The sequence below is a fragment of the Mesobacillus subterraneus genome (genome assembly GCF_023715485.1).
Taxonomy (GTDB): Bacteria; Bacillota; Bacilli; order Bacillales; family Cytobacillaceae; genus Mesobacillus; species Mesobacillus subterraneus_B.
This window is the reverse complement of record NZ_JAMBOF010000005.1, coordinates 45,097-63,562: the sequence shown is the minus strand read 5'-3', so window position 1 is coordinate 63,562 and position 18,466 is coordinate 45,097. Positions and strand designations below refer to the sequence as shown.

17 protein-coding genes are annotated in these 18,466 nt (G+C 39.6%); 5 read left to right on the top strand and 12 right to left on the bottom strand.

Features of this window, described 5'->3' with window-relative positions; genetic code table 11:
* Positions 1-90 precede the first annotated feature (90 nt).
* Positions 91-240 (bottom strand): hypothetical protein, encoded by a 150-nt coding sequence (locus tag M3204_RS08655; protein WP_251480820.1) that lies wholly within the window; start codon positions 238-240, stop codon positions 91-93.
* A 143-nt stretch (positions 241-383) separates the two neighbouring features.
* Between M3204_RS08655 and M3204_RS08650 the strand changes: the two genes are divergently transcribed.
* The 5 genes from M3204_RS08650 (at position 384) to M3204_RS08630 (ending at position 6,646) form a co-directional block, all read left to right on the top strand.
* On the top strand, positions 384-1,388 hold the full coding sequence (locus tag M3204_RS08650) for a DUF3231 family protein (RefSeq protein ID WP_251480819.1): 1,005 nt from the start codon (positions 384-386) through the stop codon (positions 1,386-1,388).
* Positions 1,389-1,755: 367 nt separating this feature from the next.
* The gene (locus M3204_RS08645; RefSeq protein WP_251480818.1) at positions 1,756-2,820 is read left to right on the top strand and encodes a glycosyltransferase; all 1,065 of its coding nucleotides are present in this window, start codon (positions 1,756-1,758) and stop codon (positions 2,818-2,820) included.
* 1 nt (position 2,821) lies between these two features.
* Entirely contained in the window at positions 2,822-4,120 is a 1,299-nt protein-coding gene (locus M3204_RS08640; protein ID WP_251480817.1) for a hypothetical protein, read from the top strand.
* Positions 4,117-5,127, top strand: a complete 1,011-nt coding sequence (locus M3204_RS08635) for an NAD-dependent epimerase (protein ID WP_251480816.1) — start codon at positions 4,117-4,119, stop codon at positions 5,125-5,127. The genes M3204_RS08640 and M3204_RS08635 overlap by 4 nt, the downstream gene beginning before the upstream one ends.
* A gap of 277 nt (positions 5,128-5,404) precedes the next feature.
* The gene (locus tag M3204_RS08630) at positions 5,405-6,646 is read left to right on the top strand and encodes a dicarboxylate/amino acid:cation symporter (RefSeq protein ID WP_251480815.1); all 1,242 of its coding nucleotides are present in this window, start codon (positions 5,405-5,407) and stop codon (positions 6,644-6,646) included.
* Between the two features lie 53 nt (positions 6,647-6,699).
* Here the strand turns inward: M3204_RS08630 and M3204_RS08625 are convergent, their stop codons facing one another.
* The 11 genes from M3204_RS08625 to M3204_RS08575 all read right to left on the bottom strand — a co-directional run bounded on the left by M3204_RS08625 (position 6,700) and on the right by M3204_RS08575 (position 18,464).
* Entirely contained in the window at positions 6,700-7,662 is a 963-nt protein-coding gene (locus tag M3204_RS08625; protein WP_251480814.1) for a PDR/VanB family oxidoreductase, read from the bottom strand.
* A 190-nt stretch (positions 7,663-7,852) separates the two neighbouring features.
* On the bottom strand, positions 7,853-8,305 hold the full coding sequence (locus M3204_RS08620; protein ID WP_251480813.1) for a dimethylamine monooxygenase subunit DmmA family protein: 453 nt from the start codon (positions 8,303-8,305) through the stop codon (positions 7,853-7,855).
* Positions 8,302-9,252 carry a heme-dependent oxidative N-demethylase family protein gene (locus M3204_RS08615; RefSeq protein WP_251480812.1) on the bottom strand — a complete coding sequence of 317 codons (951 nt, stop codon included), beginning with the start codon at positions 9,250-9,252 and terminating at the stop codon, positions 8,302-8,304. The genes M3204_RS08620 and M3204_RS08615 overlap by 4 nt, the downstream gene beginning before the upstream one ends.
* 286 nt (positions 9,253-9,538) lie before the next feature.
* Positions 9,539-11,056 carry a malate:quinone oxidoreductase gene (locus M3204_RS08610; protein WP_353056036.1) on the bottom strand — a complete coding sequence of 506 codons (1,518 nt, stop codon included), beginning with the start codon at positions 11,054-11,056 and terminating at the stop codon, positions 9,539-9,541.
* 366 nt (positions 11,057-11,422) lie between these two features.
* Positions 11,423-12,286 (bottom strand): DegV family protein, encoded by an 864-nt coding sequence (locus tag M3204_RS08605; protein WP_251480810.1) that lies wholly within the window; start codon positions 12,284-12,286, stop codon positions 11,423-11,425.
* 335 nt (positions 12,287-12,621) lie between these two features.
* Positions 12,622-13,536: a c-type cytochrome gene (locus M3204_RS08600; protein ID WP_251480809.1), complete on the bottom strand. Its 915-nt coding sequence runs from the start codon at positions 13,534-13,536 to the stop codon at positions 12,622-12,624.
* A 666-nt stretch (positions 13,537-14,202) separates the two neighbouring features.
* Positions 14,203-14,865 carry a DNA-binding response regulator gene (locus M3204_RS08595; RefSeq protein WP_251480808.1) on the bottom strand — a complete coding sequence of 221 codons (663 nt, stop codon included), beginning with the start codon at positions 14,863-14,865 and terminating at the stop codon, positions 14,203-14,205.
* A gap of 521 nt (positions 14,866-15,386) precedes the next feature.
* Positions 15,387-15,866: a 23S rRNA (pseudouridine(1915)-N(3))-methyltransferase RlmH gene (gene rlmH / locus M3204_RS08590; protein WP_251480807.1), complete on the bottom strand. Its 480-nt coding sequence runs from the start codon at positions 15,864-15,866 to the stop codon at positions 15,387-15,389.
* Between the two features lie 101 nt (positions 15,867-15,967).
* Positions 15,968-16,129, bottom strand: coding sequence for a CxxH/CxxC protein (locus M3204_RS08585; protein ID WP_251480806.1), 162 nt, complete (start codon positions 16,127-16,129; stop codon positions 15,968-15,970).
* Positions 16,130-16,259: 130 nt separating this feature from the next.
* Complete coding sequence (locus tag M3204_RS08580) at positions 16,260-17,495, bottom strand: S1C family serine protease (protein ID WP_251480805.1); 1,236 nt, start codon at positions 17,493-17,495, stop codon at positions 16,260-16,262.
* 174 nt (positions 17,496-17,669) lie between these two features.
* Positions 17,670-18,464, bottom strand: coding sequence for an MBL fold metallo-hydrolase (locus M3204_RS08575; protein WP_251480804.1), 795 nt, complete (start codon positions 18,462-18,464; stop codon positions 17,670-17,672).
* Positions 18,465-18,466: the final 2 nt, after the last annotated feature.

The following is an 18,466-nucleotide window of genomic DNA, read 5'->3' as shown; positions in this document are numbered from 1 at the left end:
TTTGCTCAGATAATCACCTTTGCGTGTAATTCCTGCGACTATGGTTATTATGTTGGCATAAATGAAGCATGGCAAGTGAAACTAATAATGCTACTCATCATCCACTTCGCCGTCACCAATTTCATCCTCTTCCTCAACATCCTCTAGCTGTTCGTCCTCTTCCGGCGGTGCATCGTTACCGCAGCCAGTGATAGAGAACATGGAGAACGCCAGCAATAACATTAATAAGAACTTTTTCACTTTGAAAACCTCCTTTTGTTAAAGTTTTTCCCAGCTGTTTTTTTATATGTATCCGTCTGTTAGAGAGATTACAAAGAATTAACCATTCTGTTAGTAATAAATTTTTATTTAAAAGTAACACTATAAGGAAAGGAGTGTGTGGAATGTCTGAGACAACAAACAAGTCCCATCTTGAGTTGACCGCGACAGAAATTTCCAATATATGGGCAGGTTATTTAAAAATCACGATGGAAATGCGTTTTTATGAATATTTTCTTGCAACTGCAGATGATCCAGAGGTGAAAAAAATTGTTGAAAAGTTATTGGATTTCGCTCAAAAAAACCTGCAGGATTTGAAGGAGATTTTTACAAAAGAGAAGATTACGATGCCTTTAGGATTCACTTCTGATGATGTGCGATTGGATGCAGGCAGGGTATTTTCCGATACGTTCATTTTATATATTTGCCATGATATAACGATGCTTTCCATGATTACATACCCAAGTGCATTTTCTGATTCTACCAGAAAGGATATCCGGGCTATTTTTCAAGGGGCTATTGAGTCCGTCCTGCAGATTCAAAATGAGATGACTGAATTGATGCTGTCAAAAGGCGTATACTTGAAGCCGCCTCAGGTTGCCATGGACCACACAATCGATATGGTTGGACACATGAATTATCTGAATGGGCTGTTCGGCGGTTCAAGACCTGTAAATGCTGCAGAAATCGCCAATCTAACCCGAATTATCCATAGAGCACAATTTTCAAAAATGATTCTCGTAACGTTTGGAAAGCTCGCCAAAACTAAAGATCTAAAACAGCATCTCAGCAAAGGGAACCAGTCACTTGAAAAAGTCACCAGTTCCCTTCAAGAGCTTTTTGATAAGGAAAATATTCCGGTTTCATCATCTGGTGATTTCAATATATACGATGCGAAAGAATCTCCGTTTTCCGATAAGCTGATGATGTTCTTTGTGAATACATGCCTCGGAATGTTCTGTTTCATCATGATCAACCAGGCGATGACCTCTAGCTTACGGTCTGATATCGTCACCACGTTCACCAATATCTCTGATGAAATGAAGAAGTTTTACGGTAAAGGATTGATTTTGACGATTACGGAGAAGTGGCTGGAGCAGCCTCCTCAGGCGTTGGACAGGAAAATTTAAGTTTAAGAAACGACGAAGTTGATAGGATAATGGATGTTAGTAATCCATTTTGATCCTTTCCGGGAACTTCGTCTTTTTTATGGGCTGGTATGCATAGAGTGTTGTTTTTCGAATCAAGCTTTCATCCCCTATATCTCTTGGTTTCAAGCGGTTTCTGAAGAATGCATTAAAACTCGTAATACTTTTGGTTGTGAAAGCAACAAAGTATACGAAAAGAGCCTTTTATTTTCACAAGAACAGAACTTCGACCTCAGCAAATAAATCCGCGCTTCAATTTTAATTCTTTTCCTATATGTCCAAGTCCTTTTTTTCAAACTTCATAAACTATATACGAACAGCTACGTTATATAGGAAGGAGAAGTTTTGATTGAAAACTGTTATCCATTTAAACTTGCGAGTCGATCCCACTCAATATATTCCCCAGATACGCGAAGTCCCTGGTTACGATTATATCCATATGATACGCCAGCCAAAGTACATGACTGACCTGTCACTACTGAATGAAAAGGTTCACTATCTTAGTGAAATTTATTCTCCAAAGAAATTCGTTAAGAAAAATAATGTTTCTCTTTTACATGCCCACCACGGTCAGCTGGGCATATTACTGCTCCCTTTCAAAGAAAAGACCAATCTCCCGTTGGTAACAAGTATAAGAGGCCGGGATGCAACCTTAGCCAATCAGCCAGTTGGATATTTGGAACATATGAAAATGCTATTTGAACAAGGAGACCATTTTTATCCAGTTTGCAATTATTTAGCTGACAGTATCAAATCTTGGGGCTGCCCTCCAGAAAAAATCAAAGTGCTTTACGGAGGGGTTAATCTAAACAAATACCATTACAGAGCGCCTGATGTTCAAGGCTCAGGTCAGAATATTCTTTCCGTAGGCAGATTGGTGGAAAAGAAGGGACATCATGTTTTAATGAAGGCTTACAAAAAAATAAAAGATAAATTTCCCAATTCGACTTTGACCATTATTGGAGGAGGCGAACTTCAAGAAGAGCTTATATCGTTAGCCAATCAACTAAATTTAGGTGATTCTTTTCGTTTATTAAATCATCTCCCAAAAGAACAAGTTCAACAGCATATGATGAATGCTGATTTGTTCTGTGCTGCGAGCCTTGAAGCGTCCAATGGAGACCTTGAAGGTATCCCTAACACATTAAAAGAAGCCATGGCGTTAGGAGTACCCGTAATTTCCACCTATCATGCAGGGATTCCTGAATTGATTACCCATAATAAAGAAGGCATCCTGGTACAGGAGAACAATGTTGATGAACTTGCAGCAGCCCTTGAATATATGCTGAACAATAGGAACCATTGGACATCTTATACAAAAGCAGCTCGAAAAAAAGTTGAACGGTTCTTTGATGCTGAGCAGCAACTTCTTTTACAGGCTAAATACTACGATGAATTGTTGGGAGGGAAATGAAATGAAGGATTTTAAATCAATTAAAGTAACAAAAGGTTTAAAAACCTTAATAATCGATAACCCCACTAACTATCCACTAATTGGCATGGGCTCTCAAGGAGCTGTATTTAAGCTATCTGAAGACAAATGTGTGAAAGTCTATACAGACCCACTACAAGCCAAGATGGAGGCAGAAGCTCTTAAAGCAGGACAACAATTATCCTTTTTCCCTAAATTATATGAAACAGGCACCAATTTTGTTGTAATGGAGTTTTTTAACGGCCCCACATTGAAGGAATATCTCAGAAACTGCACCTATATCCCCGAATCGATTACAATAAAACTCCTCTCAATTCTACAAGCAATGAAGGAAGCAAAGTTCACGATGATCGATGCACCATTGCGTCATATTTTTGTCCTTGAAAATGAAGAACTAAAACTAGTTGACCATGTCAATGCGTTTAAAAGGCAACATCCAGTCCCCCTAAAATTATTAAGAGATTTAAATATCATTTTATTAAAAGACTCTTTTTTATCCCGCGTAAAAAGTATAGAGCCACAAACCTATAAAACATGGGAAAAGTACTTTGCCGAAAACAATTTTGACTACAGAAATATTCCGGTCACATCAGGCGGCTCTGGAAACGCAGTCAAGATAGCAAGCTCTGTATCACAGCCACTCATTGGCAAAGGCCACCAGGGTGCTGTCTATCGAATAAGTGAAGACAAATGTGTAAAAATTTATGGAAAACCGGATCATTGCAAACAGGAAAAAGACGTTTTATTATCGAACCAACATTTATCCTTCATTCCCAAGGTTTATGAAACAGGAACGAATTACATTGTAATGGAATATTTAATGGGACCTAATTTAAACCAATACCTGAAAAAACAAAATAAACTCTCAGAGGATATAACCAGGCACCTTTTAGACATATTATCTACAATGAAAAAAGAAGGTTTTACCCAGATTGATGCGCCTTTAAGGCATATTTTCATCACAAGCAAAGGTTTCAAATTAGTGGATCATGTCTATTCTAATTTTCGTGCACAAGATAGGCCCCTGGAGTTATTCCAGGACCTTCACGAAAGAGAGTTCCTCAACTCATTCCTTGATCAGATAAGAGTAATGCATCCTAAAACATATGCTAATTGGACCAGGGAGCCCATTCCGTTTTCCAAGAAGGAAAACGAAGTACTTGAAAGAGTTGAAGTGAAAAAGGAACGACCAGTAAAAAAAGAAAAACAGGTTGTGGGAAAGAGCAGAATGGGCTGGTTTAGAGAAACCTATAGAAACCAGGTAAAGGATAGTAGAAAATGAGTATTGTCGTAACAGGTGCGGCAGGGTTTATTGGGTTTCATCTGTCAAAACGGCTGCTATCAGAAGGTTATGAGGTAATAGGTATAGATAACCTTAATGATTATTATGATGTTCTTTTAAAAACAGAGAGGTTAAAACTGTTAGAAGCAAACTCCAAATTCACTTTCTATAAAATAGATTTGGCAAATCAGGATGAATTACACTCCATCTTTAGGAACCACTCTATCGATATTGTCATCAATTTAGCTGCTCAAGCGGGAGTTCGTTTTAGCCTTAACAACCCACATTCATATATTCATTCAAACCTGTCAGGATTTTTAAATATTTTAGAGGCGTGCAGGCAATATCCTGTTGACCACTTGATTTATGCCTCCTCGAGCTCGGTTTATGGTTCAAATACAAAAACACCCTTCTCCGAAAAAGATCCAGTTGACCACCCGGTAAGCATTTATGCTGCTTCAAAAAAGGCAAATGAATTAATGGCGCATACGTACAGTCATTTATACAGTATTCCCACAACAGGGCTTCGTTTTTTTACCGTGTATGGTCCCTGGGGAAGACCAGATATGGCCTACTACTCATTTACCAGGGATATCATTGAAGGCAATCCTATAAAGGTATTCAATAATGGAGACATGAGCAGAGATTTTACTTTTATTGACGATATTGTTGAAGGAATCGTAAGGCTGCTTCATCGTCCGCCAAAGCCTAATCCTGAATGGGATCGTGAAAATCCAGACCCTGGTTCAAGTTATGCTCCTTTTAAAATCTATAATATCGGCAACAATAATCCAGTAAAGCTCCTCGATTTTATCAAAATCCTTGAAGAGAAAATCGGTACAAAGGCAAATATCGTCTTAGCACCAATGCAGCCTGGAGACGTAAAAATGACCTATGCAGATATTAATGATTTACAAAAGGATACTGGTTTCTCTCCTTCTACACCATTAGAAGCAGGTCTAGGTTCTTTTGTAGATTGGTACAAAGAATTTTATTTAAAACAGTAAAACCAGGCTATGACGGACAATCCGGATTCGGTTCCATCAATGCAGTAAGTGCATTGAAATAACAGTTTACTAACTTTCCATCTAACTTAATATAAAAATAGTGTAAAAAGGATCTGGCGACGGATCCTTTTTACTTTCCTCATCCAAAAACTTTCCTTCCTGGCACATTGATTGCCATTTCTCTATTGTTTGTTCCCTGCAACAAGTGTAGTTTAATAATAGGTGAATTTTCACTTGAAATATTCTTAAAATTTTAAGCAAAGAGGCGGTAAAAGAAGTGAACATATGGAAAAAATATAAGAATTCTTCCTTTATTTTAAAAATGACGTCGGGTTTCATCCTCGGTATTTTAATAGGGATCATTTTTGGACCGGACGCCGCAATAGTAAAACCTCTTGGGACGTTATTAATAAAACTGCTTAACATGATTGCTACTCCTGTTGTATTTTTGACAGTTGTCCTGGCAGTGAACCAAATGAATCCCGCACAGTTGGGCAGGACTGGCGGAAAATTAGTCCTTTATTATGCCGTTACAACGGCTTCAGCTGTTTTAATCGGTCTTGGCATCTCCTTATTGATCAATCCTGGCAAATCACTGTCGTTACCGAAAGCAGAAGTAGCTAAACCGGAAACGCCATTAGCTTCTGATGTAATATTGAGTATTGTTCCAGACAATATCCTTACTGCTTTTACTACAGGCAATTTAATGGCCGTCATGTTTTTAGCTATCATAATCGGGTTTACGATTTCCGGAATGCGATTCTCAACTGATGAAAACATCCAGAAATACGGAGTCCAATTGCAATCATTATTTGATGCGGCAAATGTACTTTTCTTCCGGATCCTTAAAGGAATCCTGCTTTATGCACCAATCGGTATTTTTGCCATTGCAGCAACAGCATTTGGCACGCAAGGATGGGATACCTTCACATCATTATTGAAGTTCACGGCTGTATTTTATATTGGGATTATTATTCTTTGGGTCTTTGTTTATAGCGGTATCCTTAAACTATTTAAAATCCCTGTAAGGAACTTTTTCATGAATACAAAAGATGCCTATACGACAGCGTTTTTCACCTCCAGCAGTCTTGCAACACTTCCTGTCGCAATTGATAGTGCGAAAAAAGCTGGTATTTCTGAGAAGATTACTAATTTCAGTTTACCGTTAGGAGCGGTATTTAATTCTGATGGTGGAGCGTTAAGAATGGGGGCATCAATCGTTTTTGCAGCCAATGTTTCCGGAGCACATTTTTCGACTATGGATTTTCTGACAATTATTCTAGTCGGCACCCTCCTTTCTATTGGTACAGCAGGAATACCCGCTGCAGGTCTTGTAACGCTTGCAGCCGTATTGACGATGTTTGACCTCCCGCTTGAAATAGTGGCCCTGATAGCAGGTGTTGACGCTATTATCGGCATGGCTGGCACTGCTTCAAATGTGATCGGTGACGTGGTTGGTGCCGCGGTAGTCGATCAATCTGAAAAAAAGAGGGAAAGCCAAGAAGTAATTGCCAGTTAAATATTTTTGTACAAAAAACCGCATCCTCTATCAGATGCGGTTTTGGTTTTATATTATAAATCCAGCACTAGTTTGCCCTTTCCCCTTGAAACACAGCTTAGCATGATTCCTTTTGAACACCGCTGTTCCTCAGTCAGGAATGAATCATAGTGGAAAACTTCCCCCTCTGCTACTTTCACTTCACAAGTCCCGCATCCACCGACACGGCAGGAATACGGCACGTTGATTCCATATTTACGAAGCACATCTAGCAGTGAAGTGTTGGCTGGCACTTCAAACTGCCTCCCGCTTCTTTGCAGGTTTACCGAGAACGGTTTATGTTCCCTGTTTACTGGAGGCGCGAATCGTTCCCAGTGGATATTGAAGGAAGGATAGCCATAGCTTTTTGCAGCATTGGTAAAATCCTCGATCATCCTTTCAGGGCCACAAAAATAAACATGTGTCCCGATCCGATGATCCAGAAGCAGTTTCGGCGATAAACGTTTTGTACCTTCACTATTAGAAAAATAAAAGCGGCATCGATCTGGATAGACGGTTCTTAAGTGTTCGTAGAAAGCACACTGCTCTTTTGAATTTGCTGCATAATGAAGTTCAAAGGAATGTTCCTTTTCCGCCAGCTCCGCCATCATTGATAAAAATGGTGTAATCCCAATCCCGGCTGCATAAAAGACATGATGTTTCGCCTGGAAACTCAACGGAAAGTAATTCTTCGGGAAGCTTACAGTTAAAGCATCCCCTGCTTGAACATTTTGGTGCCAAAAGCGGGAGCCGCCAGTTGAATCTTCCGCCAAACGGACAGCTATTTCAAACAGCCCAGGCTCTAAAGTCGTGTTAAACAGAGAATACTGTCTTTCCAATGTACCTGAAGGAAGTGACAAAAAGGTTGTGATATGGGAACCGCCGCTATATGGAGGCAGCTTCGAGTAATCCATTGATTCTAAAGTGAATCTCTTAATTGTGGAAGTCTCGTCTTTAATATTTCTTACACGTACTCTTAAAGTTGAAGTTTGATTCAAGCCAACGCTCCTCCATTATGACCTTTAATTATAGGCTGTTTTCACATAGATGGTTTTTTTAAAGCCAAAAATTCATCCCCTATTCCTTATGGTTTCGGACTCTTTTCGAAAAAGCTCCTGAACAGGGATTGCATTAAAACTCTTAATCCTTTTGGTTGTGAAAGCAACAAAGTTTACGAAAAGAGCCTATTTATATAGATACATAGCCAAGATAGGCTTCCAAACGAGGCGAATAATGGGTTGATGCCTCTAGTTCTGCTCCACAGTTTCTACAAGTTATGTATGCTTCATCCTCGATTGGATTGCCCGCGTGACATGTACAGCAAATCAATTTCTTTTTAAAAGGCCCAGTGACTTTCATTTGCATTTCTTCGTGTGAAAAGCCTGCTGCCAAAGCGATTTTCTTCACTCGATTTACAAAATCCCACCCACCAGAAATGTATAAATAACTGCCCATTTTTTGCTGATTGAACCACATGTCGAGAAAGGAGTCTGGTTCCTCTCCTACTATATGAAAATCAAATTGGATACCTTCCTCCATTGCTTGATGGACGAAATCGTGAAGCGACTTCTCCTCTGTTGAATCGGCACAAAATAAAAATTTCCTCTTCCCTTTACTGAACGAAAGCTCTTTTCGAATCATCGCTTTCTCATTTCCTCTTCTAGGTATTCAAGGACCTGTTTCCGATACAGGGAAATACCTTTGTATCCGGCAATAAAATCAGGAAGTTCATCTAGGATTGAATAAAATTTTTCTAGCCAGGGGGGATGTTGAACGAATTTTTCTAATGGCAGCATATGCGAATGAATCGTAAATAAAATTCCATTGCTCTTTGGCAGACGGAACAGTTTTTGTACTTCTACTCTCAAATGCACCAGTTCTCCGGCATTCTCCTTTGTCACCCGTTTCCGTGCCTGGCCCCAGTCAGCGAAGGTTTCCAGCGATGTGTCCAGCCTGTTTCCTGCCAAGAGCGACCAATTTTTTCTCCACCAAGGTGATCCCGCCTCAATTCTCATTAAAAATTGCAGGATTCGGTCATCAAGAGACTGATCTTTAAAGCCTGGAATAGGTGAATGGATTTCTTTAAAAGACATCCCCGCGTCAAAGTACAACGACCAATTCGCGGGAAAACATAGTTGTCCAGCATCTAAAAACAAGTTGCCATCCCGCTGCATCATCAATAGCAAATCCTCTTGGACATGGCGGCCGATAAAATCCAGTGGTTCTATCTTAAGAGAAGTACTATCACCAAACGTAAAGGTGATGTTTTCATTTGTCTGAACGTTAGAAAACACCCACTCATCATCTTTCTTTTCTAATTCAAATCTATCAGGATAATGGGTTACCAGATTATCAATTATTAAATCTACAACCTCCCACTGCGCATCCAGCGTATGAGGTGCCGAATGATAACATCGTTCTGGATGCTTTGTAAGCAGCTCCCTCTTTAGACTGATTTCGTCAAAGTAAGAATCCGTCAACTCGATAGGATTCGGAGGATCTAAAGGAATCGCATTATTGGAATACCTATAGACATCACTATCCCCAAAAGGATAAGGGAAAGCCCGCAGGTCAGCCATTGAGTTCATACTCTCTCCTCCTTTTTTCGGAATTTTCCATTTAATTAATACTATACAGAAAATCAGGAGTGAATTCACTTTGAATCATTAAAATAAAGTGGCTAACTCCCATGGATTAGCCATTTTTTTGAATAACAGATCATCTAATGGCACACCATAAACCCTTGCAATATCAGCCATAATTTCCAAAGAAACAAACAAAAAAGCTTTAACTTACGTATCAAAAAAAGAACCTTCAATCTAAATAGATCAAAGGTTCTTACTCATTAACTATCATTTATCCTAGTCCAAATAATTAACTATAGACAAATTCTTTTCCGCTTAGGCCAAGCACCTCTGCTGTTGAAGCATGGATTTCCTGGAAAAGCTCTGGGTTATCCACTAGTGACACACCATATGACGGAATCATTTCTTCTATTTTCGGTTTCCACTTAAACATTTGTTCCGGGAAGCATTTTTCTAACACTTCAAGCATTACGTGAACCGCAGTTGATGCTCCAGGAGAAGCTCCGAGCAATGCAGCTACCGAGCCATCAGTGGCACTGACAACTTCTGTGCCAAATTGAAGTGTCCCTTTTCCTGATTCAGTATCTTTGATAACCTGCACACGCTGGCCCGCTACCACCATTCCCCAATCCTCGCTTTTGGCGTTTGGAATAAACTCACGCAGCTCTTCCATTCGCTTTTCATGTGATAACATGACTTGCTCGATCAGGTATTTCGTCAATGCCATTTCCTTCATGCCTGCTGCCAGCATCGTGGTGACATTATTCGGTTTTACGGTACTGATCAAATCTAAATTTGAACCGGTCTTTAAGAACTTCGGCGAGAAGCCCGCAAATGGTCCAAACAACAATGATTTTTTGTTGTCTATAAATCTCGTATCAAGATGCGGAACAGACATAGGAGGAGCACCAACCTTAGCTTTACCGTACACTTTTGCATGGTGCTGCTCTACAACTTCCGGATTATTGCATACCATAAATAATCCGCTTACCGGGAATCCACCAATATGTTTTGATTCAGGTATACCCGTTTTTTGCAATAAAGGCAGACTTCCACCGCCACCGCCGATAAAGACGAATTTCGCATGATGGTCTTCAATTTTACCGCTATCTAGATTTTTCACTTTAACTTCCCACGATCCATCGCTAGCACGTTTGATATCTTTTACACTATGATTATAGTTTATCTCGACATTTTTTCTCTTCAAATGTTCAAACAACATTCGTGTTAAGGCGCCAAAATTGACGTCGGTTCCAGAATCGATTTTCGTTGCAGCGATCGGTTCATTTGATGTACGTCCTTCCATTACAAGCGGAAGCCATTCCTTCAGTTTCTCAGGGTCCTCGGAATACTCCATCCCCTGAAACAGAGGAATAGCTGAAAGCGCTTTAAAACGATTGTTCAAAAACGTTACATTTTTTTCCCCTTCAACCAAACTCATATGAGGAATTGGCATGATAAATTCATGGGGATTACGAATTAGATTGCTCTTAACAAGATAAGACCAAAACTGTCTTGAAAGCTGAAATTGCTCATTCACTTTTATCGCCTTGCTTATATCAATCGATCCATCAGATTTTTCGGGTGTATAGTTAAGCTCGCACAGTGCAGCATGGCCCGTACCTGCATTATTCCATTCGTTAGAGCTTTCTTCTCCTGGAGTTGCGAGTTTCTCGAACACTTTGATTTCCCATTCAGGTGCTAACTCTTTCAGTAATGATCCCAACGTTGCGCTCATGACTCCGGCACCAATTAAGATAACGTCTGTTACTTTCTGTCCGTTGTTCATTATAACCTTCCTTATCACCGTTATTTTCAAAAAGGAGTAAAGACTCCTGCTTAGGTGTAATAAAAAGCAAAGGGCGCTACCTAGGCACACCCTTTCTATCCCAATTAAAACCACATATAATCTATTATAATGATTAATATATTAAAATATCTACTATTATCTGATAATTATAAACTATATTAAGCTGGTTAAAAAGTGATAAGTCCTTCCACAAAACTTTATGAACACACAAAAAAGGCCTTAACTCCGCTTCTTGCAAGGATTAATTAGATTATCCGATATCATGGCACAACATTACGTTCTTGGGGTATGGTTCACCTTAGAGTCTTTAACAGCGATCATCGTCTATTTAATATTTAAAATTCTTCATCCATCGTTCTAATTTCACTTTTCTGCAAAAAACATAGAAATGGCGCCTAAGCCTACATGAGTCCCGACAGACACGCCCATTTGCATAATATGGATGTCCCCAGAAAAATCGGTATCCATTTGAATTTTTGCTTTAAGATTTTCGGCAACTTTCCTATCAGATGTATATCCGATTATAAGAAATTCCGTTATTTCTCTGTCATTTCTTTTCATAAACTCTTGAGTGTAATGCTTAAGAACTCTTTTCAACCCTCTTTCCTTTCCAACTATGGCTCCTTTTCCATCCTTCATAGTCATTATAGGTTTCAGCATTAAGATCTTCCCGATTATGGCACTCGTATTGGTCAGTCTGCCACTTTTAATCAAATGGTCTAAATCATCGACGGAAAGGAAATGTTTTATCTTCTTCTTATAATTCTCATTAAAACTGACTATTTCTTCAAATGAGGCTCCCCTTTCCCTCATCATCGCACTTTTCATGATTAGCCAGCCGCTGCCATGGCTCATGCATTTTGAATCCACTACATGTATCTTTACGGCTGAATCAGGGCTTTCATCATAGAAATAATCTTTTGCCAATACAGCTGATTGATATGCTCCGCTCGTTCCACTAGACATACATATGCATATTATTTCCTTATATCCAGCGTTAACGGCCTCTTTGATTATTTCTAAGTATTCCACTGGACTTGGCATACCTGTGGTCGGAAATTCAGGCAATGCTTCCATCATTCCATAAAAATCATCTGGTTGGATATCTACCCTGTCTTTGTAGATTTTACCCTCTATATTTATTGTCAGCGGGGCTATGCTGATATCGTACAATTCAAGCACTTCATCAGATAAATCACATGTTGAATCAGCCATAATTTTTATCATCAAAATCCTCCAATATGGATTATTTCTTTCTTTTTCAATATCGACCTATTAAGATACATAAACACCTAATAAAAAAAGGTTATGATTCAATTATACATTGGACCTGCCTGAACAGGGAATGCCTTAAAACTCGTAAAAATCCAGAAGTCTAAAAATCCATATTGTTTATTTAGAAAGCCCTATGTATCTCATTTTGATAAAGAATGGTGATGATCTGTTTATAGATTAACCTTCTCTATCTAGAAAAACTAATAATAAAAGGGTCTTATCCTAAGCAGATAAGACCTTTGTTCGTTAATGATTGTAATTATATTGTTCGATAATTTTACTTGTCTTTATTTTTTCTTTTCCCCTTCAGCACCTTGAGGGGATTCCTCTTTAACCTTCTTGGAATTGGTACTATACGGAACATCATCTGGCGCATCGCCATTCGGCCAATCATTTGCTTTTTCAGCAAAATCAGGGCGAGGTTGGGAGAGAATGAAGGCGGCTAAATCCGCTGCCTGTTGTTCAGTAATTTCCCCTTTATTCAGGCCCCCCATTTCTACAGGCGGCATATTTCGTTTAATGTATCCAGCCATTGTCCCCGATCTTGCCATCCCAGCACCATTATTGAATGAGTTGTCTCCCCACAGAGCAGGACCCGTTGTTGCTCCACTGCCTTCTCCATTTTGGCCATGGCAAGTCACGCATGATTGTTTGTAAAGCTTTTCTCCATTGGCGGCATTAGCTTCCGGCAATTTTTCTATTCTATTTTTTTCCATCCACTTTCGTTCTTTGATGCTCGTTGGTACATCTCTTGAAATATAAGTTAAGTAGGAAACCATCGCTCTCATTTCATCGCTGTTATAAGGCAATGGTTTCCCGTTCATGCTTCTATTAAAACAGCCATTGATTCGGTCCTCGATTGTAAATACCTTTCCTGCGCGGGCATTATACTGCGGGTAAACTGCGGTTACGCCGATAAAAGAAGAAGTGGAATCAAGGCCCGCATTACCATGGCAACTTGAACAGGAGAGTTTGTTACCCACATATTCATCTAATAATACAGAAGTATCATTCATTAAATCATAACCTCGTTTAACTGACTTACTATATGGATCATTTTTATCTTTAAGATCATCCATATCGGTTTTGGTGTATCCCAAATTTTCTTCCGTTGGCTTTTCTGTTTTTTCATTTTCTTTATTGCAAGCTGCCAAGAATGAGAGAAAAATGAACAACAATATAAAACGGCGCTTATATCTCATTTCCATCTAACCCCTTTTTTTAAGTTCATTGATTACGGTTTAGTATTTTTTATAGAGTGTTTTTTATACGGATATAATTTTTTAATAAGTTACTACTGGATTTTTCGTTACTTGAAAAAATAAAAAAAGTCCAATCTGACTGGACATCGGAAAGGACCTCATGTACTAATTCAGCATATAGTGGTTCACTTATCTGTAATTTAATGCAGTTTCTTAATTTAGCAGTACAAATGCCTTTTTAATTTTGACCTACTGTAATTTTGCGCAGAGATTATATGGTCGGTAAAATCTAAATCCAATTAGAATTTGACTGTGATGATCTTCCTAAATGGAACACAACTTGGCATTAATTATCTACATTCACTTAAGGTTCATCCGGATTGGGAAAAGAAAAATGCTAAATATTATTTATCTCTCTTACTTTTAAATAAGATGGCTTGTCCTTATTCAGGAACCAAGGTAACCAGCGAAAATTAAATAAACGGAGATTTTTCTGTTAAATGCAGAATGGAGCTCGTTTCGGGGTAGATAAGCGGAGGTTTTCCGGTTATGCAAAGCAAATTCCCTCATTTTCTCAGTTTTCGAGTTAATAGGCGGAATCTCTCCGTCTAAATAAGCTATTTTCAATTCAATTTACTAATTTAGAGGAATTTTTCCTTCTATTTATCAGACCGGATTCTTAACCTCCTCCCCCAACCTATAAGAGCGGATCCTCATTGTCCCAGATGCGGGAATCAACTTCTTTTTATCGACTAGCTGAGAGAGTACTTTTTTTACCGTCTTGTCACTTAAGTTCAGATAATCCTCGACTTCTATAGGGAATATGGCTTCCCCTTTTCGTATCGCTAACCTAAGCACTTCCTTTTCAACAAGTGACAGGGAGGTCTGATCCAGCTCATCACCCAACCATCGGCCAATCACTTGCTGGACAATCTGTTGGCACCGACGAGGTTGCTCTTTAACTTGGTCATAAGAAAAGCGGATTACTGTCCATCCGTCAATGACCAACTGGTTTTGACGTTCCAGGTTGTCGGCAAATTGCCATCTGCTTATGTTTCTCATGTGGGGGCCATATCCGTCGATCTCAAGGCAAATCCGAATGGCGGGACGAATGTAGGCAAAGTCCAAATACCTTTTGCCATCCTTGAAATCATTGACTTCATATTCCGGATGAAGGTAGCGAAAATGATAAAATAAAGGCCACCACACTTGTCTCAAAAACATCCTTTCAGCCTCGTTGTGCCCTTCTTGCAAACGCCGTAACCGTTCACCGTTTCTTTTCTGCAAGTGAGCATTCATAAAGGTCTGGTATTCTTCTTCAAATCCCATCAGTTTTCTCCTCCTATCCAAAGGTAATTCTCCTTTACTAAATGAGCGCTGCATTGGGGTCGAGAAAATAATCATCTACACAACATCTCATACAAGGTGTATTGCTCATGAGTTTTATAAAAATAATATTAAAATGCAGAACTTCCACAACATGATCATTTAATATACAAATCTATTGGTTGCAAGGATGAATCATTTGAACTTCGGATATATTTTTGAAATTAAAAGATTTTAATGTGAAGTAAAAAAAGAGGTTTATTGTGGTCTTGATTGGAGAAAGTACAAGGTTAATTAAGAATAATAATTAAAAAAGAATCTCGGTAGGAAAGAAAAGAAGAATGTGTTGTAGAAGAATTTGAGGATAGAGCTATTTTTAGTTTAAAAGGATTCTTAAGTTTGTCAATCTATTTCCCATAAAAATTTTGAGAATAAAACCCATTTATTATTTTTCGGCTAAGAATCGCTTTTACCTATTAGCCTCCCCAACCATCAGGAGAGGCATTTAGCTAATAATACCTCATTTACTTGTGATACGGTTCACCGCGATTAATCCGAAATGCGCGATACACTTGCTCCACCAAGATCAGCCTCATCAGCTGGTGTGGAAACGTCATCTTTGAAAAGCTCAGCTGTTCGTCAGATCTTTTCAATACTTCGTCACTTAGACCGAGGGAGCCGCCGATGACGAAGGCGATTTTGCTTTTCCCGTATGTGGCCAATTTATCAATGGTGTCAGCTAGCTCTTCGGATGATTTCAGTTTTCCGTTGATGGCCAGGGCGATGACATATGTATCAGGATTGATTTTTGCCAGTATGCGTTCTCCCTCTTTTTGCTTGACCTGGACCATTTCCGTCTCGCTTAATTCCTCCGGTGCTTTTTCATCAGGCACCTCAACTACATCTATTTTTGCATAGCTTCCAAGGCGTTTTAAATACTCTTCAATTCCTTGCTTTAGGTACTTTTCTTTCAATTTGCCAACCGTCACGATTGAGATATGCACAGGTCATCCCCACTTTACAAACAGATTACAAACAGTTTACAAACAAGATATCCACAGTAGTTATCCACATATTCACATCGATATCCACATTTAGTAGGCGATCATTCGTTCGCCACCATATATACAGCTGGTTGTCCACAGTATCCACAAACAAACTCCGACTTATCAACAGCCTCTAACTTCATTAATTGTGGTGCTGTTTCAAACTCATCAACCGCTTCATCCAGCGCCAATTCTACATGTTCACCGCAGCAATACTTCATATATTTCCATCCCTTCATTATCTTTTTTATCATTTTATCTTTTACTTAATTCCATTTTATAATTATCCTCAGAGACCATTTTAACATAAAAAAACAGGAAGCAATCCGCTTCCTGCTGTTGTCCACATGTCTATAAAGTTTCTCCGCCTAATTTCATGGTCGTTTCTGCTAGCTGTCCATTTCGATAATACTTAACCTGCATATCATCGCCGACCTTCTTTTTATTATAAAGATGTTTGCGCAAATCGACTACATCACGAATCTCTTCGCCATCCATTTCAACAATGACGTCAAGTTCCTGCAATCCAGCCTGAGCAGCAGGCGAATCTGGCTGTACACCTCTGATGGCGACGCCATAGTTAATTTCTTTAGGCAGCTTTAATGTATTCTGCTGATGGTTGGATGAAATTTCATTCACAGAAGCTAACTCCACACCCATGAAAGGCCTCTTTACTTCACCGGACTTCTCTAAATCGTCAATGATCGGTGACGCATAATTGATTGGAATCGATAAACCAATTCCTTCAACCGCGTTCTGAGCAATTTTCATGGAGTTGATGCCAATTACCTGTCCCTCTATATTAATTAATGCTCCTCCGCTATTTCCGGGATTAATCGCAGCATCTGTCTGAAGGACTTCCGCCTGCCAGTCTGGTGTTCCATCCTGGTTAATATCTACCGGTATCGCTCGTTCTGTCCCTGAAATAATGCCCTGTGTAACAGAACCTGAAAAAGTAAGTCCTAATGGATTTCCAATCGCAATGACTGGTTCACCTGGCTTAAGCTTATCAGAGTTGCCAAATTCCGCGACAACTTTAATTTGATCGGCCGGCACTTCAAGAACAGCAAGATCAGTCCATATATCGCTTCCCAAGAGCTTTGCAGGAATTTTCGTTCCATCGCTCAGGCTGACCTCCAACTCTGAAGCATCTGCAACAACATGGTGATTCGTGACAATGTAGGCTTTGTCGCCTTCCTTTTTATACACTACCCCGGAACCTGTTCCGCCTGATTCCTGGCTTTGGCCCCAGAAGCTGGTGCTTTCCTGGATATTCGTGATGCCGACTACTGCATCACCAGCTTTGTCGACTGCTTTGGTGATTTGCGAGTATACATCAAGCGATACATTTCTGGTAGCTGTTTTATCGTTATCATCAGAGTCAGATTGTTCTTCTTCGCTTACAGCTGGTTGATTATTCGGTTCAATTTTGTATGGCAGCACATCAAAGTTAGATAACAACGGTATCGAGAATATAACTAATAATCCACCTATGATTGTGCCTGCCAGGCTCGCTAAGAAGTAACCGCCTTTTCTCCCGTTTTGCGGTTTATAACGGCCTTGATAATCCTGATCATAATAACCCAATGTTCACCAATCCTTTCATTGACCAAATAATAACTGTTAATCTTTCTTATACCGCTATTATACTACCAGTTGCTACAATATCTAAATCATAAGTTCTTAAAACAAAAAGGAGTAAAAGCAATCTTTAACAGATGCCTTTACTCCTTTAGCTATAAAACAATTGCCACAAACTATTTAAATTGCTGTCAATGCTGTTGGAGTCTTCGGATCTGTATCAATTAAATCGAATTGTTCACCTGCGATGATGCCCCGGCTTTCCAGCGTCTGGGCCACCGACATCCTTGCAAGCTCCTTCATATTGTTATCGAGGCTCAAGTGCGCAAGGTAAATCCGTTTCGTGTTGTCCCCTGCCACTTCACTCATCGCGACAGCAGCATCTTCATTGGAGACGTGACCATAATCACTCAGGATCCGTCGCTTGACGCTCCACGGATATCTCCCCATCCTCAGCATCTGGACATCATGATTGCTTTCGAATACATAAGCATCCGCGTTCGAGATGATGCCTTTCATCCTGTCGCTGACATAGCCTGTATCTGTGATGAGCACCAATTTCTTGCCTTCTTTATGGAACACATAAAACATCGGCTCAGCTGCATCATGGGACACGCCAAAGGATTCAATATCCAGGCCGCCGAAGGATTTCACGGTTTCCATGTCAAAGCTGAACTTTTGATCAAGCGGGACTTCCCCAATCAGACCATCCATTGCTTTCCACGTCTTTTCATTCGCATAGATTGGCAGCTTATATTTACGGGCAACGATTCCTATGCCTTTTATATGATCGCTATGTTCATGCGTCACTAATATTCCAGAGAGGTCTTTCATATCGCGGCCAATTTGCTTAAATAATGCATCCATTTGCTTACCGCTCAACCCGGCATCAACCAAAAAGGATTGGCCCTCCGTCTCCACATAGATCGCATTTCCCGTACTCCCGCTGGCGAGAACACTAAAATGCAAACTCATAT